General features: G+C 49.1%; 12 protein-coding genes and 1 tRNA gene. 6 read left to right on the plus strand and 7 right to left on the minus strand.

The features are described 5' to 3' along the window. Positions 1-520 precede the first annotated feature (520 nt). Complete coding sequence (locus RYZ59_RS14000) at positions 521-1,690, plus strand: site-specific integrase (protein WP_318048603.1); 1,170 nt, start codon at positions 521-523, stop codon at positions 1,688-1,690. Positions 1,691-1,762: 72 nt separating this feature from the next. Further along, complete coding sequence (locus RYZ59_RS14005; RefSeq protein WP_207292840.1) at positions 1,763-3,688, plus strand: DUF927 domain-containing protein; 1,926 nt, start codon at positions 1,763-1,765, stop codon at positions 3,686-3,688. 42 nt (positions 3,689-3,730) lie between these two features. Here RYZ59_RS14005 and RYZ59_RS14010 read toward each other — a convergent pair whose 3' ends face one another. After that, positions 3,731-4,918 carry a tyrosine-type recombinase/integrase gene (locus RYZ59_RS14010; protein ID WP_207292841.1) on the minus strand — a complete coding sequence of 396 codons (1,188 nt, stop codon included), beginning with the start codon at positions 4,916-4,918 and terminating at the stop codon, positions 3,731-3,733. 376 nt (positions 4,919-5,294) lie between these two features. Here RYZ59_RS14010 and RYZ59_RS14015 point away from each other — a divergent pair, with 376 nt between their 5' ends. After that, positions 5,295-6,824 carry a DUF4041 domain-containing protein gene (locus tag RYZ59_RS14015; RefSeq protein ID WP_207292842.1) on the plus strand — a complete coding sequence of 510 codons (1,530 nt, stop codon included), beginning with the start codon at positions 5,295-5,297 and terminating at the stop codon, positions 6,822-6,824. A gap of 802 nt (positions 6,825-7,626) precedes the next feature. On the opposite strand, the gene RYZ59_RS14020 is transcribed toward RYZ59_RS14015, so the two are convergent. Then, positions 7,627-7,702 (minus strand) — tRNA-Phe (locus tag RYZ59_RS14020). Between the two features lie 105 nt (positions 7,703-7,807). After that, positions 7,808-8,515 (minus strand): DUF554 domain-containing protein, encoded by a 708-nt coding sequence (locus tag RYZ59_RS14025; protein WP_202037783.1) that lies wholly within the window; start codon positions 8,513-8,515, stop codon positions 7,808-7,810. A gap of 457 nt (positions 8,516-8,972) precedes the next feature. On the opposite strand from RYZ59_RS14025, the gene RYZ59_RS14030 reads away from it, so the two are divergent. Further along, complete coding sequence (locus RYZ59_RS14030) at positions 8,973-11,108, plus strand: ornithine decarboxylase (protein ID WP_318048601.1); 2,136 nt, start codon at positions 8,973-8,975, stop codon at positions 11,106-11,108. Between the two features lie 57 nt (positions 11,109-11,165). Here RYZ59_RS14030 and RYZ59_RS14035 read toward each other — a convergent pair whose 3' ends face one another. The 4 genes from RYZ59_RS14035 to mutY form a co-directional block, all read right to left on the minus strand. Then, on the minus strand, positions 11,166-12,422 hold the full coding sequence (locus RYZ59_RS14035; protein WP_137382607.1) for a nucleoside permease: 1,257 nt from the start codon (positions 12,420-12,422) through the stop codon (positions 11,166-11,168). A 210-nt stretch (positions 12,423-12,632) separates the two neighbouring features. Continuing rightward, the gene (gene mltC / locus RYZ59_RS14040; RefSeq protein ID WP_137382608.1) at positions 12,633-13,718 is read right to left on the minus strand and encodes a membrane-bound lytic murein transglycosylase MltC; all 1,086 of its coding nucleotides are present in this window, start codon (positions 13,716-13,718) and stop codon (positions 12,633-12,635) included. Between the two features lie 86 nt (positions 13,719-13,804). Further along, the gene (locus RYZ59_RS14045; protein ID WP_003027126.1) at positions 13,805-14,074 is read right to left on the minus strand and encodes an oxidative damage protection protein; all 270 of its coding nucleotides are present in this window, start codon (positions 14,072-14,074) and stop codon (positions 13,805-13,807) included. 28 nt (positions 14,075-14,102) lie between these two features. After that, positions 14,103-15,155: an A/G-specific adenine glycosylase gene (mutY, locus tag RYZ59_RS14050; protein WP_318048686.1), complete on the minus strand. Its 1,053-nt coding sequence runs from the start codon at positions 15,153-15,155 to the stop codon at positions 14,103-14,105. A gap of 160 nt (positions 15,156-15,315) precedes the next feature. On the opposite strand from mutY, the gene trmB reads away from it, so the two are divergent. Together trmB and RYZ59_RS14060 are read left to right on the plus strand one after the other, a co-directional pair. Beyond that, entirely contained in the window at positions 15,316-16,035 is a 720-nt protein-coding gene (trmB, locus tag RYZ59_RS14055; protein WP_137382609.1) for a tRNA (guanosine(46)-N7)-methyltransferase TrmB, read from the plus strand. Next, positions 16,035-16,361, plus strand: a complete 327-nt coding sequence (locus RYZ59_RS14060) for a YggL family protein (protein ID WP_202037788.1) — start codon at positions 16,035-16,037, stop codon at positions 16,359-16,361. The genes trmB and RYZ59_RS14060 overlap by 1 nt, the downstream gene beginning before the upstream one ends. Positions 16,362-16,365 lie beyond the last annotated feature (4 nt).

Here is a 16,365-nt window from a genome sequence, read left to right on the forward strand (position 1 = left end):
ATGGATAATATGTGCCTGTTTTGTGGCGTGTTACGGCGAAGTATGGAAAAAGGTTTTGACATCGTGGATTTTTTCCAGTTACATTTATCCCGCCTTCAGTGCAGGTCTGTTCATGGCCAGTAAGCATTAAGGAGTCCAGCGCGGCTACTCCGATGAACCATCAGGTGAGTCGTTGACTGGTACAGCGGTCAATGATGTATGCAGGTTATATCCTGCCATCTTTCGCTGTTCTGAGCCTTCACAGTGATGTGTTGTTTCGGGGCGTTTTATCAGTGCCCTGCTCGAACCTGTAAGAAATTACGGGACCACAAGCGTCTTATGGCGCCAATGGTATCTGCTGGTGAATCCAGTGGATTAACACACGAAATTCAACGGGATCTCTGATCCTTTTGTTTAATTTTTCGCGTGGATTCGGGCTATGCAACACATTGTCAAAGTAGTATTTACAACCCTTCTCTTGATTTGCAGCACCCTTGCGTATGCACAGCGTTTAACCGTTCCCGCATACATGGAGGACGCTGTGTCCTGTACAACACAACCTATAAGCCAGTCCCTTATTCAGAGCGTTCAGGCTGAATGCATTCAGAAGGGCAAAAGTCGTGAACTGAGCGACAGCAGAACTACGGGTTTTAAGGCGCTGGTCAGTAAACGAGGCAAGGTCATGTTTGCCGCCCGTTTCAGTTGTGGCGGGAGTAACGTATATCGCCGTCTGGGTGATTATCCGGCACTTACCATCACGCAGGCGCGGTCAGCAGCACAAAAACTAATTGCAGATATGCGGGCAGAGTACCAGCTACGTGGTGCTAACCTGTTCGTTTCGCATAATTTGCTGTTCAGTGGTCTGCTGGATCGCTTCGAACATGATGTTCTGGACGCTGGTGGAAAGCGTTCTGCCGATACCGATCGTTCAAAAATCCGTAACTATCTGCTTCCCCTTCTTGGGCATTTTAAGATTCATGATATCGATGAGGGCGTTATCGGGCGTTATCTCAATGGCCTGAGCAATCTGAAACCAGCCACACGTAATCGTCATCTGGCTCTGCTGAAAGCCATTTTTGGTTATGGTCGCAGAATGAAGCTGGTGACGACGTTACCCACTGAGTTTATCCGGATGCTGCCGGAAACCACGTCCCGTCGCAGGGCGATGAGCCATGAGGAATTTCAGCGCTGGTTTAAGGCCTGCGAGCAAAAACACCACAAGGAACCCGATAGTGCAGCGGTCATGCTGCTGATGTTTCTGGGCTTAACCGGGCTTCGACTGGGGGAAACTCGTCACCTTCGTCTGGAGGATGTGGAATGGTCACGTAAGGTCATTACGCTCAGACAGACCAAGAACGGCAGGCAGCGTCATGTTCCGGTGTGTGATAAAGCCTTTGTGCTGCTGACCGAAGCGCGTCAGTTCCTGGGGGATAGCGGTTGGGTTTTCCCTGGACAAAACACGGATAATCCGGTTGCAGAACCCCGTCGCCTACAAAAAACACTTTGTGAAACAGCGGGTATCCCGTCCTATACCATCCATGAGTTGCGCCATTCTTTTGCGACAATCCTTGTCGAAAGTGGCGCGGATATCCACATGGTCAAGGAGCTGCTGGGCCACAGTACGATTAAAGTCACTGAGATCTATGTTCATTCCAGTCCGGAGCGATATCACGCTGTCGTCAATCAGGCAATGGGCGTTGTTAATTCGTAAACAGAACCATCGCAGCAGGCTGATGCGTTCTGGCTTACGCCTGCTGTTCATATTGTATTTAAGGAAACAGTCATGAGTGGCGATAAATTAACCAAACTGGCAGATGGTATTGAGACTGATATCGATCTGTCACTTAGTCAGTTCCTTGCGAAAAAGTCGCTGAATGAGGCGCGTGCGGTAGAAATCCTGGACAAAGCAATAGAAATTGAACTGGATGAAGATGAGCCGTCACAGAGCGGAAGTACTGCTGGACTTCCTGCGGGCTACTATAACGGTAGCTCGGGTAGCTTTTTCGCCAGAGGGAAAAAGGTTGTACATATCAGTTCTACACCCATCATCCCCTGCGCCAGATGCTGCTCTAAAAACAAACAGCACAACATGAGTGTTGACCTGATGACCATTAATTACATCGGGGAAAATGTCGTGGCGTCAGTATCGCTGGATGAGCTTGCAAGAAACCCGGAACAGGTCATTGCCGCTCTGGCGTCCAGAGGCTTTGGTGTAACGACATCTGTCCATGCCCGGGCTTACTTTGAGAAATTCATTCATGCGTGCATGAAGATGGCGCTGCCAATGTATCTGGTGGCAGAGTCTATGGGTATGGTCGAAGGAGAAGCTGCCTTTTTGCATGGTGATATGCCGGTTGCCAGGGGGATCTCCGGTTTTGATTACCTTGTTACTCATAAATCGGTTTTTTCAGGCATTCGCATGTCAGGGTCGTTAGCAGAATGGAAAACGCTTATTGAAGAGAATGTTTACGGATGGCCCCAGTTGTTTGCGCTCAGCAGCTCGTTTGCATCAATGCTACTTGGGATGGCCGGGATGGATGTGGCGTTGTTTCATTTTTATGGTGGTTCGACAACGGGGAAAACGGTAGTTCTTCAGGTGGGAATGTCTGTACATGCCCATGGCGGTGAGCCCGGTAGTCATCCGGACGTCGCTATTCTGCGATGGAATACAACAGATAATGCACTGGAAATCAACCTCAGTGAGTTTTCTGGGTTAGTTGCCTGTATTGATGAAATGGGCGCTTACAATGATCGAAAATTCTCATCATTGTTGTATAACATGACCTCGGGTCGCTCAAAAAATCGCCTGGATAAGTCGCTCACAGGAAGAAAACCCGTATTGTGGAAGACGTTCATTCTGTCCTCCGGCGAAATGTCTATACCGGAAAAGCTGGCTTCCCGCAATGAACAGCTTCAGGGAGGGCAGGAACATCGGGCTATCAGCCTGAATATTCTGCCGGAAGACGCTGCAAAAGAAGGTGAACCCGTCGGAGAGGTACGTCGCCGCGCTGATATCCTCAAAGCTGAACTGGCGGAACAGTATGGTACGGCGGGGAAAGCCTTCATTGCCTGCTTTTTGTCGCAGCAGAATGATGATGGTAGCTTGATGTCATACAGTGAATTATCCGAACAGATAAAGGAGACGACGGAAGAATGTTGCAAGATGCTCGCGGAGGATCTGCAGTCAGACGGATATGTTCTTTCCGATATTCAGCACCGGGCGTTAAAACGCTTTGCTATTTGCCTTGTTGCTGGCGGTATGGCTGCGGAGTGGGGCATCCTGCCATTTGAACCGCAAATGATTAACGATTCGGTGATGAGCGCGGTTCGCCGCTGGCTGGATGATGGACTGAACCAGTACAACCCGGTTAAAGAAGCATTAAGCGCCATTCAACTGGAACTTATCAAACGACAGGCCGCGCATTTTGTACCGCTACAGGATAAAGAGGCCTATATACCCAGCAATCACTGGGGGTATACACATCCTAAAACTCAGGATTTGATGATTTTTGCGCCTGTATTTGACGACTGGTGCAGGCGACATAACCGTAAATCCGCAGAGGTAGCTAAGCTCCTTTCTGCCAAAAATTATCTTGAGCCGGAAAGTAAAGGGCATTACAAAAAACGTGTTCAGAACAGTGATGTTGAAGGCGTTTTCTACCAGATAAAACGATCGTTTCTCCACTGTAATATTTCAGCCGAGTTCTGATGGTATGCAAAAAAAGCAGGGGCATTTGCCTCTGCTTCTCTGTTATCGCAAGGACGGTAGCTGAGCTGTTATCCTTTCCGCCAGTAGCTGGCTGGTGTTCTGTAAGCGCTGAGGATGAAGATGCGCATACCGTTGTGATGACTGACTGCTGCGATGCCCCAGCTGAGACTGAACGTCATACAGTGTTCCACCGTAGGAAACGATCAGTGCGGCAACCGAATGGCGACAGGTATGAATACACACCTTTTTGTCAAAAATGCCCGCCCGACGAACGATCCGTTGAAAGGCTTTAACCGGATTATTCAGCGGCATTCCCTGCTTTTTGCCGATAAACAACCATGGATTTCCCCGCTGCGTTGGCAGTGTTCTGATAACGTCCAGTGCCAGTGAGTTAAGATGAACAATCCGCCCATAGCCATTCTTGGTTTGGGGTAGCCATAAGGTGCGTTTTACCGGGTCAAGGTGTTCCCACTTTGCCAGACGTAGTTCATCGCGCCGAAGCCCGGTGAGCAGCAACAGTTTGACATAGCGGGCAGCGACGGGGCTGATATCTTTATCGGCGGAGAGGAAAATACGACGAATTTCGTCCTCGGTGAAATAGCGTTGCCGGGTGTTGTTTTCCCTGAGAAGCTGTACCACCCTTGCCGGATGAACAGAGGTAAGGCTTTGTCTCCCGGCCCAGGTAAACACCGCTTTAATGAGTACGATGACACGGTTACAGGTGGCTGCTGACAGTGACATACTTAGCGTTTGCTGAAGCCGAAGAACGGCGCTGGGTGTGATATCGCTCAGCAGCATCTGACCAATGGCGGGGCGGATATGATCCCGGTAGCGCTGAACATCCTTGCCCCAACTACGTTTCGCGGATTTTGCCCAAACCAGATAATGCTGGTTAAAGAGTTCATCAAATGTCATCTCTTGTCTCTTGTTTTCACGTTCCTGCTTAGGGTCAGTCCCGGTGGCAAGCGAGCGTTTATGCTCTATGGCAATCTTGCGTGCTAAGGTGACATCGACCTCAGGCCAGTGGCCAATGGCGATGGCGCGTTTTCGTCCATGATAGAGGTAGCGGAGCAAGAATTTTTTACGTCCTTCACCTTTGCTGACCAGACACTTCAGACCCGAAATCTCGGTATCGCTGTATTCGGCATCGGTACTGCGTGAGTCTGATGAGTTTGGGGGAAGGGATTTAATGAGCTGACTGGTAAAACGGAAACGTTTCGGACTGGACATATTAGCTCCTGTGACTGGTGTAAAGAACGTCAGGGTTGACCCATCCCCGGCACGGCGCTGTTAATGGCTGAGTTGATTTTCTGGTGTGGCAAAGGGAATACAGGTGCCACATGAGATGAATGAAGACGAGAAATGCAGAAAGAGCAGGTTTTACGGTCTGATTCTGGTCTTAAGGGGAAAGATTGCCGTTAGGGAAGAGTTCACAGAAATAATATGTGTTTCAGCCGGGTACAATTACATGCCATAAGGACCAGTAGCATTGCCTATTCGTTGTACTTAGTGTTTTCAGGATAGAATACATGAACATGACACCATGATAGTCATGGCAACATTTGGTACTATTTCCTTACTTTTATAATGGGAAAGGATTTTTTAAATGGTCTTGGGACTAGCGATAGCGGTAGGTATTCTTGTTGTTTTATTCGTGATTATGATTACGATGCATATTTTATTGAAGAAAAAACATACAATCGATCTTTTACGTTATAGCAAGATTGTTGATCTTGAAGAAGAAGCACGAAAAATGAAAAAGGCTATGGATGATGAAGAAAAGTCCAGCCGCAATGCTATTGATAAAGAAGTGAAAGACAAGCGTACTGAAATAGATAGTGAAGTGAATGAAAAACGCCAGGCGATAGATAAAGAGGTTAAAGATAAATATGCAGATATACAGAGGCGTGAAAAAATAGCGAGAGAGCTCATTGTGTCTCAGGAGCAAGAGCTAACCGACTTAAAAAAATCGTATAATGAGAAACGCCAGCTCCTGTTGGATCTCTCTGCAAAATTAGCAGAAGTTAGTGATTCTGTTGATATGATTGATTATGGTATGTATAAACCGCGTTTCGACTATCATGATTCCAAAGCTTTCCAGGAAGCCATTAGTTACAATAAAGAAAGGCAGAAAAGTCTAATTCGACAAGATGCTGCTTGTGACTTTAATACCAGCTGGGAGGTGAATGGTAGTAAGTCGGAAGGTAAAAAAATGATCAAGCGTTATGTGAAATTGCTAGTCAGAGCATTCAATAGCGAGTGTGACGCCGCAATAGGAAAAATCAAGGCAGGAAATGTTGAACAACTAAAAAAACGTATTGAAAGCGCTTTTGATGCACTCAATAAATTTGGACAATCAATGAATATAAGTATCACTTATGATTATCTGAATTTGCGGCTGGAAGAATTACTGCTTTGCCACGAAAAAGAACTTAAAATTCAGGATGAGAAAGATATTCTTAGAGAAGAACGTGAGTTGCAACGAGAGGAAGAGAAAGCACAGCGTGAATATGAGAAAGCTATTCGCGATGAGCAAAAGGCAGAGAAAGACTTCCAGAAGGCAATGGAAAGAGCAAGAAAAGAGCTTGAAAAGGCAAATGCTGAAGAAAAATCCCGTATCGAAGCCAAAATTGCTGATCTCGAACTTCAGGTTGAAGAGGCAAGGGCCTTGTCTGAACGCGCTAAATCTCAGGCTCAGTTAACCCGAAGCGGCCATGTCTATGTAATTTCTAATATTGGAGCGTTTGGAGAGAATGTCTATAAAATTGGTTTAACAAGACGACTTGAACCTGAAGAGCGTGTTAATGAACTGGGTTCTGCATCAGTGCCATTTAAATTTGATATCCATGCTTTGATTTACTCTGATGATGCTCCAGCACTTGAAACTAGCTTGCATAATGAATTTTCTTCGCACCGAATAAATATGGTTAACAATCGAAAGGAATTCTTTAAGATTAAACTATCAGATATTGAGAGTAAGGTTAAATCACTTGGTTTTGATGCGTCATTTACAGAGTATGCACTTGCTCCTGAATATCGTAGTACGCTCTCTATTTTGAATGAAAAAGACAAAGCAAAATCAATTGCAGATACAGTAGAGGATAAGGTTGGAGAATTGTTCCCGGAAATGGCTTAAAGGATTTTTAAATTCATATTAAAGGCTAGGCAAACCCGTTTCGGCGAGTTTGTCTAGGTAATTTAGTTTATGCGGTTATATATAGCATTTATATAATAACTCTGATTAAATCTGATGATTTCAAGTCTCATCGAGCCAGCAGCTGCATCGCGCTCACGTTATTTCTTCTTTTGAATATAAGCATCCAGTTTAACCAAACCATTCGCTTATATAGAATATCCAGAGAACGGTTCAAGTATGAGCTAAGGTCAATGTCGGCTCATCGCTCAGAGTGGACACTCAAATTTAGCAGTCCAATATGTTTAACTCAATTATCCTTCTACTGGTAAATCAGCCTACTATGACGTGGAAAGCGGGGGATTTTGCTGATGCGAAGAATCATAAGGGGAAAAACAGGAATATTACAGGTGGAGTAGATGGTGGAAACACCCGACTGACAAGGGGAGTTGATGACGCTGAGCTTTTCCCCCTTACCTGAAGAGGAGTCTCCCCGGTCTTCCCCCGGGGGGAGGGACAGGTAATTTGTTGTTAAATAAAGTAAATCATGGAATCCCCCATTTCCCCCGTATTCTCTGCTTCATTATGAATAATCTTAGAGAAAGGAACCGTAGAGGACCGTAGAAAGACCGTAGCAGTGGGGTAAGGAAGAGGCACATCAGAGGGTGTTGAGGTGTCTAAAAGTAACGAACATCTGCGAAAATGGCGAGAAATCCAGCAAACAAATAACGTGTTGCAACGACCAGAAATCTACCGTAGCCAGAAAAGGAAAAAGCCCCGCTTTGCAGCGAGGCCTTATGAATATTGGTGCCCGGACTCGGAATCGAACCAAGGACACGGGGATTTTCAATCCCCTGCTCTACCGACTGAGCTATCCGGGCAACGAGGCGCATTAAACCCGATTCACTTCGTTTCGTCAACGAAATTTCTTCAAATCAATGCAGACTGCACAATCTATCACCACATTGCTGGTATTGCACGCATTCTCAGGCAAAAAATGCTGTCCATGCTGCAGAAAGCGGCATTGCCAGTAGCAGGGCGGGAAGCATATTCACCACCGCAAACATTTTGATTCCGCAAATACGTAGACCCGTCGCCAGCAACAGCAGTCCGCCTACCGCGCTGAAATCGGCCATCATGGCTGGGGTTGTCAGCGGTAAAATCAGAGCCGCGCAGGTGGCGAGCGTCAACTGGATTGCCAGCATCGGTATGAAAATGGCAGACACGGCGATCCCTAGCGAGCAGGCGAAGATAATAGCGGTGAAGAAATCGAGAAATGACTTCGCGATTAAAATATTAGGATCGCCGGTCATCCCTTCATGGATCGCCCCGAAGATCCCGGTCCCGCTGGCGCAAAACAGCACGATGATGGCCACATAGCTCTGGATGAAGGATTCGTGCGTGGTGTTGGCATCCGACCGGGTGAAAAGCTGCTGCGCTTTGGCGACCGCGGTATTGATCCCTTTTTCCAGATAACAGAACTCGCCAATTAATGCACCGACCAACGTAGCCAGAACCATCACCGGTAGGTTAGCGCATTTGATAACCAGCAAAATACCAATCCCCAAAGAGCACAGTCCGAATATGGAGGTCATGGAGGCACGAATGCGTTCTGGTAAATGCTGGCTGAGTAGTGCGCCGAGAACACCACCAAATAAAATGGCACCAGCATTAATAAAGGGTCCAATTACCACGTTTGCTCCTGCATACCCATTATCGTCTTGATGCTAAAGGCAATTCTCTGGGTAAATTATGTTTTCAGATTGCATTATTATGCCGCGAATGGCAGACGAAATGCTTGTTTATCTGTGAGGTCTATGCACTGGATTTTATCTTGCGCCTGATAGTGAAAGCTGCCATGATTGCGCGAATTTTCTCCTGTCTTAATGGGGCTGCCTGGGATGTTATTATTACCCTTACATCACCTTTCTGCGCGACGTTTGCCCCTTCCTGCGACATCTCTTTATTCTCTCACCATGCGGTGACGGCAGCGCACGCTCACTGCAGGATAACAGTAAAATCAGAGGCTATCTGCTTTTACTGATGTCTGGCGGTCGGGGCTGGTGACCAGTTTGACCTGTCATTTCGTGGGGCTTAGCAATGCGGCTTTGCCCGGGACTTTTGATTCTCCCGATACGGGTTTTTGCGCTTATGAAATCAATGAATATTGCCGCCAGTGGTGAACTGGTTTCTCGTCTGTCTACTCATCGCAAGGTGGTGAAGCTGGACAGTACCGATTTTACTGACGTCGCGGCAGTCGTCATTACCGTTGCGGACAGCCGCAGCGGGATCCTGGCTTTGCTGAAACGCACCGGGTTTCACATACCGGTGTTTATATTTTCAGAGACCAACGTGGATATACCCGCCGACGTTGAGGCGGTTATCTGCGGCAATGCGCAGGACTGGCTGGAGCTGGAGTCTGCCGCCTGTCGCTATGAGGAAGATCTGCTGCCGCCATTCTATGACACGCTGACGCAGTATGTTGAAATGGGGAACAGCACCTTTGCCTGTCCGGGACACCAGCATGGCGAGTTTTTTAAGAAGCACCCTGCGGGTCGTCATTTCTATGAATTCTTTGGCGAGAACCTGTTTCGTGCGGACATGTGCAACGCTGACGTTAAGCTCGGCGATCTGCTGATTCATGAAGGCTCGGCAAAACATGCGCAGAAATTTGCCGCGAAAGTTTTCCACGCGGATAAAACCTACTTTGTGCTGAATGGGACCTCTGCGGCCAATAAAGTGGTAACTAATGCGCTGCTGACGCGCGGCGATCTGGTGCTGTTTGACCGTAACAACCATAAGTCGAACCACCACGGCGCGCTGATCCAGGCGGGCGCTACGCCGGTCTATCTGGAAGCGGCGCGTAATCCGTTTGGCTTTATTGGCGGCATTGATGAACACTGCTTTGATGAGGCGTATCTGCGCCAGCAGATCCGTGAAGTCGCACCGCAAAAGGCTGACCAGCCGCGTCCGTTCCGTCTGGCGATCATTCAACTCGGCACTTATGACGGCACGATCTACAACGCCCGGCAGGTGATCGACAAGATCGGTAGTCTGTGTGATTACATCCTGTTTGATTCCGCGTGGGTTGGCTACGAACAGTTTATCCCGATGATGGCCGATGGCTCGCCGCTGCTGCTGGAGCTTAATGCTAACGATCCGGGGATCTTTGTCACCCAGTCGGTGCATAAACAGCAGGCCGGATTCTCGCAAACCTCGCAGATCCACAAAAAAGATAACCATATTCGTGGTCAGGCGCGTTTCTGCCCGCATAAGCGCCTGAACAACGCGTTTATGCTGCATGCTTCCACCAGCCCGTTTTATCCGCTGTTTGCGGCGCTGGATGTTAATGCCAAAATCCATGAAGGCGAGAGCGGTCGTCGGTTATGGGCGGAGTGCGTGGCGCTGGGAATTGAGGCCCGTAAAGCGATACTTACCCGCTGTAAGATGGTTCAGCCGTTTATTCCCCCGTTGGTTGATGGTAAACCGTGGGAAACCTATGCAACGGCGGTGATTGCCAGCGAGCGTCGCTTCTTTAGCTTTGAACCTGGCGAAAAATGGCATGGCTTTTCCGGTTATGCGCGTGACCAGTATTTTGTCGATCCCTGCAAGTTGCTGCTAACCACCCCCGGCATTGATGCACAAACCGGGAAATACACGGCGTTCGGTATCCCGGCAACGATCCTGGCGCACTACCTGCGTGAAAATGGCATCGTGCCGGAGAAATGCGATCTGAACTCGATTCTGTTCCTGCTCACTCCGGCAGAAAGCGCAGAAAAAATGGCACAACTGGTGGCGATGTTGGCGCAGTTTGAACAGCATATTGAAGATGACACGCCGCTGGCTGACGTGTTGCCGACAATCTTCAATAAGTATCCGGTACGCTACCGGGACTACACGTTGCGTGAGCTGTGTCAGGAGATGCATTCACTGTACGTCAGCTTTGATGTGAAGGATCTGCAAAAGGCCATGTTCCGTCAGGCGAGCCTGCCTGCCGTGGCGATGAACCCGCAGGATGCCAACAGCGCTTTTATTCGTGGTGATGTTGAACTGGTTCGCATTTGCGATGCGGAAGGCCGTATAGCCGCTGAGGGAGCGTTGCCTTATCCTCCAGGTGTGCTGTGCGTGGTGCCTGGTGAAGTATGGGGCGGGGCGGTACAGCGTTATTTTCTGGCGCTGGAAGAGGGCGTGAACCTGCTGCCGGGCTTTTCGCCGGAGCTGCAGGGTGTTTACAGTGAGACTGATGCGGACGGTATTAAGCGCCTGTATGGTTATGTTGTGAAGTAAGCGCCATCTGGCCAAAAAGAAGGTCACCATTAGGTGACCTTCTTTCATCAATAAAGATTAATGTGCGATAGTCTGCGTGCCAGTCGGAACGCGTACGTGTTTATATTTAAACAGTGCCACGAAAGCGAAGGCCAGAACCAGTGAGTAGCCAGCGAAGATCAGCCACACTGTCTGCCAGTCAGTGATACCATTCAGCGTGTAGTACTCAACCACTTTACCGCTAACCAGGCCACCCAGAATACAACCGAAACCGTTGGTCATCATCAGGAACATACCCTGTGCACTGGCGCGGATTTCAGGACGTACCTCTTTCTCTACAAACACGGAGCCCGAGATGTTGAAGAAGTCGAAGGCGCAACCGTAAACAATCATCGACAGAACCAGCAGCACGGTACCGAACGGCGTTGGATCGCCGTAGGCAAACAGGCCGAAGCGCAGCATCCACGCCACAATACTGATAAGCATAACGTTCTTGATACCGTAACGGCTTAAGAAGAACGGAATGGTCAGGATAAACAGGGTTTCAGAGATCTGGGAAATCGACATCATCACCGACGCGTGCTCAACGATAAAGCTACCAGAGAACAGCGGGTTGTTATCGAAGCTGTGCAGGAAGGTATTACCGAACATATTGGTAATCTGCAGCTCTGCGCCCAGCATCATTGAGAAGATGAAGAAAATCGCCATACGTTTGTTTTTAAACAGTGCGAAAGCATCCAGACCGAGCATTGATGTCCAGCTCTGGTTTTTCTGCTGGTTAGCAACTGGAATATGCGGCAGCGTCAGGGTGAACAGGACCAATACGACGGATAACGTTGCGCCGATATAAAGCTGCATGTGGCTCAGTTCAAAGCCAGAGAAGCTAACCGCCCACATGGCCAGAATAAAGCCGATGGTGCCCCAGATGCGGATTGGCGGGAAGTCGGTGACAATATCCATCCCGGCAGACTGCAGGCGATAGTAAGAGATGGTGTTGATTAACCCGAGCGTTGGCATATAGGCCAGCGAGTTAAGCAAAATCACAAAGAACATGGCCCCAGGCGTAGTCACTTCGGCTGCGGCGAACAGCGTTCCTGCACCGACCAGGTGGCAAAGCGCATAAACCCATTTCGCACTGATCCATTTGTCTGCCACGATCCCTAACAGGGTCGGCATAAACACGGCGGCAATCCCCAGCGAGCTATACACTGCGCCGATGGAAGCACCGTCAAATTTAAGGGTGACAAACATATAGGAGCCGAGGGTTGTCAGCCAACTCCCCCACAGGCAGAACTGCAGAAACGAGAGAACTTTCAGCTGCAGCTTAAGATTCATGTTAATTTCCTCACACCGTAATGCGGATGGATGTTTTAAAAGGCACATTTGCCGTTGCAATATGATGTGATTCTATCAATGAGAGACACTCTTTTTTTGTTAGCTGTGACAAATATTTGCAAACAATTTCTAATTGCAAAGCAAAATAGTGACTGAGTTAACACTTTTCCCTCCTCTGCTGCGGGAATGAGCGGGCAGAGGAGGAGGGGATTATCGACGTCGATAGGTTTTCTGTGCGGAATTGACCTTGTAAAGATAGCGACGTGATTCTGCAGAGGGATGTCGTGTGGTCAGCGTTTGGTAAACGTCCCCTGGTGACATGCTATTGATAATATTTGCGGCCTGAATTTTATCGTTAGAGAAAACGCGTAGCACGCTTCCCGCGCCGCCGTTATAGGCGGTGATGACCGCATAGCGACGCGAGGTTGGATTATCAATACCGCCCAGATAGACGTTGTTGAGCATCGCCAGATAGGCCGTCCCCGTATCAATGTTGCTGGCCGGGTCGAACAGGAAGCTGCGGCTTGGGGTACCTGAGCGCCCCTGAGAACGGAACACATCTTTCCCGGCGCTATGTTGTACTACCTGCATGAGTCCCAGTGCATCGGCATGGCTGACCGCATAGGGGTTAAAAGAGGATTCGGTCTGCATGATAGCCAGAATCAGCGACTCATCAACGCCATACTTCCGTGATGCCTGACGCACCATACCAACGTACTTATGCGCACGCTTATCAAGGTGGTTTGGCACCAGATTAATGGTCACGCTATAGATAATGCGCAGGCCGTTGCTGCGGCTCTTCAGTCGCGTTTGCAGCAGGTAGTTGGCGAAGTTGGTGGCACGTCCCTCCCAGCGAATCGGTTGGCCGGTGTTATCCACCACCTGCCCGTATAGGAACGGTTCTTTGGAAATTTTGATGTCATCGACATCGGAATAGAGATCGATAGAACCCGGATCATCGCCCATCAGCAATGTCTTGATGATCGCCCGACGCAGGTGTCCGGCGGGGTCTGTCCCGGCAATGGTCTCGACGGTGATTGTACCGTCATCGAAGTTGATATGGCTGCGGGTTTGATACTGATCGGTATACTTCACGTAGTCCTTCGGACCCGCAATCAGCACTTCCTTAAATCCCCACAGATTCTCAATGTTATGGGCAAACTGCCCCATCAGAATATCAAAACCGTTGGTATCCTTGACCCAGGCTTCATTATAGGAATCGCCTTTCTTGGTCGAACTGGAACAGGAGATGAGCAACGGCGCAATAACGGCAAGCGCGAGAAATTTTTTCATCATTCCGGGAGTGCATGTTGTGTTTGTTATTTGCAAGGACCAGATTAAATCGTAGGCCGGATAAGCGCAGCGCCATCCGGCAACGGTTCTTATGACTCTGGTGTATAGCCTTCAATATGCACATCTTTGCCTTCAAACAGGAAGTTGATCATTTCCTGCTCCAGCAGTTTGCGGTGCTCGACGTTCATCATATTGAGTTTTTTCTCGTTAATCAGCATGGTTTGTTTATGCTGCCACTGCGCCCACGCTTCTTTAGAAATCTCGTTATAAATGCGTTTTCCCAGGTCGCCCGGGTACAGCTGAAAATCCTGGCCTTCGGCTTCGCGTTGCAGGAAAGTGCAAAAAATTGTTCTGCTCATAAAAAAATCCTCTCTATCGACCGATACGTTAAATCTGCGTACCGGCGCGTAATTGCTGTAACAAACGCTCCACGGGAGCCGCCAGGCCGACTGACGGCGGTTGCGCTAAGTTATACCAGAGCGCGTTGCCTTCATCCATGCATGCGGTGAATGAGGACACGCGAAGCCACATAGGCACAATATCTAAATGGAAATGGCTAAAGGTATGGCGAAACGCATTAAGTTGGGTCAGATTATCTGCGTTAATTTGTCGTTGCGCCAGCCACTGACGAAGTCCATCTTCATCGTCAAACTGCGGAAAACAGTATAATCCCCCCCATAAGCCGCTGGGTGGGCGCTGCGCGAGCAGCACCTCATCATCATGTTGCATCAGTAAAAAATAGCCCGTCCGTTCGGGTAACGTCTGTTTGGGCTTTTTACCGGGGTATTGTGCCCAGCTTGCATTGGCGGTCGCCACACAGCCATTTTCCAACGGACACAGGGAACATTTAGGTTTTGAGCGCGTACAGACCATTGCCCCTAAATCCATCATTGCCTGGTTGAAACGCTCAACGCCGTGGGCGGGCGTGACCTGCTCGCTCAACTCCCACAGCTTCTTTTCGACCTCTTTTCTACCCGGCCAGCCGCTTACAGCATAACAGCGAGCCAGCACGCGTTTGACGTTACCGTCGAGAATCGGAAAATGCTGACCCAGAGAGAGAGAAAGAATCGCGCCTGCGGTTGAACGTCCGACGCCAGGCAGGGCGGCCACCTCATCAAAGGTTTGCGGAAATATACCGCTATGCAGCGTCACAACCTGCTGCGCGGCTTTATGCAGATTCCGTGCTCGGGCGTAATAACCCAGCCCGGTCCACAAATGCAACACTTCATCCAGCGGCGCATGGGCTAAATCCGTTACCGTTGGGAAGCGCGCCATAAAACGCTCATAATAAGGGATGACGGTCGCAACCTGGGTTTGTTGCAGCATGACTTCTGAGAGCCATACTTTGTAAGGCGTCTTGTCAATTTGCCAGGGCAGCGTTTTCCGCCCGTATTTGTCGTACCAGCTCAAAACCTGAGCCGAAAATTGAGACGCTTGCATGATTACCGTTTCATTATTGCCGGGGGCAAGATTGCAGCACAGCGGCAACGGGGTGTAAACCGGAACTTTCCGCTGCTCACTTTCTTCCTTTACTTGCATCCGGCAACTAACTTTGGATAATGCCCGTTTTCAGAACTCAAACACAGCAGACTAAACTTTTATGAAGAACGACGTCATTTCACCGGAATTTGATGAAAACGGCCGCCCTTTGCGCCGGATTCGTAGTTTTGTTCGTCGCCAGGGGCGACTGACGAAAGGGCAGGAACACGCGCTGGAAAACTACTGGCCGGTGATGGGCGTTGAGTTCAGCGAAGAGCCCGTGGATTTCACAACGCTGTTTGGTCGCGATGCGCCAGTGACGCTGGAAATTGGTTTTGGTATGGGTGCTTCGCTGGTAGCGATGGCGAAAGCGTGCCCGGAACAAAATTTCCTCGGCATTGAGGTTCACTCGCCGGGCGTTGGCGCGTGTCTGGCTTCAGCCCATGAAGAGGGCGTCGAGAACCTGCGCGTCATGTGTCATGATGCCGTTGAAGTCCTGCATAAAATGATTCCTGACAATTCTTTATCTATGGTTCAGCTGTTTTTCCCTGACCCGTGGCATAAAGCACGTCATAATAAACGCCGTATCGTTCAGGTACCGTTTGCTGAGCATATCTTAAGCAAGCTGAAGCTGGGCGGCGTGTTCCATATGGCGACCGACTGGGAAGCCTATGCGGAGCACATGCTGGAAGTGATGTCCTCGATTGACGGGTATAAAAACCAGTCAGAGAGTAACGATTATGTACCGCGCCCACAATCGCGCCCGGTAACCAAATTTGAACAACGTGGTCATCGTCTTGGCCACGGCGTATGGGACTTAATGTTCGAGAGGGTGAAATAATGGCAAAGAACCGTAGCCGTCGTTTGCGTAAAAAAATGCACATCGACGAATTCCAGGAAGTCGGATTTTCGGTTGCATGGCGTTTCCCGGAAGGTACATCGGGCGAGCAGGTCGATAAAATCGTTGATGACTTTATTGAGGAAGTGATTGAGCCGAACAAGCTGGCTTTTGACGGCAGCGGCTATCTGGCCTGGGAAGGTCTGATCTGCCTGCAGGAAATCGGCAAATGCACCGAAGAGCATCAGGCGATTGTCCGTAAGTGGCTGGAAGAGCACAAACTTGAAGAAGTGCGCACCAGCGAACTTTTCGATGTTTGGTGGGACTAAGTAG

Origin of the sequence: Citrobacter sp. HN-141, from assembly GCF_033341895.1 — a bacterium.
Taxonomy (GTDB): Bacteria; Pseudomonadota; Gammaproteobacteria; order Enterobacterales; family Enterobacteriaceae; genus Citrobacter.

Excerpts from the sequence above, each read along its gene's own strand:
- RYZ59_RS14005 (WP_207292840.1), top strand. The coding sequence starts at position 1,763 with ATGAGTGGCGATAAATTAACCAAACTGGCAGATGGTATTGAGACTGAT.
- RYZ59_RS14010 (WP_207292841.1), bottom strand. The coding sequence starts at position 4,918 with ATGTCCAGTCCGAAACGTTTCCGTTTTACCAGTCAGCTCATTAAATCC.
- RYZ59_RS14015 (WP_207292842.1), top strand. The coding sequence starts at position 5,295 with ATGGTCTTGGGACTAGCGATAGCGGTAGGTATTCTTGTTGTTTTATTC.
- RYZ59_RS14030 (WP_318048601.1), top strand. The coding sequence starts at position 8,973 with ATGAAATCAATGAATATTGCCGCCAGTGGTGAACTGGTTTCTCGTCTG.
- RYZ59_RS14035 (WP_137382607.1), bottom strand. The coding sequence starts at position 12,422 with ATGAATCTTAAGCTGCAGCTGAAAGTTCTCTCGTTTCTGCAGTTCTGC.
- mltC (WP_137382608.1), bottom strand. The coding sequence starts at position 13,718 with ATGATGAAAAAATTTCTCGCGCTTGCCGTTATTGCGCCGTTGCTCATC.
- RYZ59_RS14045 (WP_003027126.1), bottom strand. The coding sequence starts at position 14,074 with ATGAGCAGAACAATTTTTTGCACTTTCCTGCAACGCGAAGCCGAAGGC.
- mutY (WP_318048686.1), bottom strand. The coding sequence starts at position 15,155 with ATGCAAGCGTCTCAATTTTCGGCTCAGGTTTTGAGCTGGTACGACAAA.
- trmB (WP_137382609.1), top strand. The coding sequence starts at position 15,316 with ATGAAGAACGACGTCATTTCACCGGAATTTGATGAAAACGGCCGCCCT.
- RYZ59_RS14060 (WP_202037788.1), top strand. The coding sequence starts at position 16,035 with ATGGCAAAGAACCGTAGCCGTCGTTTGCGTAAAAAAATGCACATCGAC.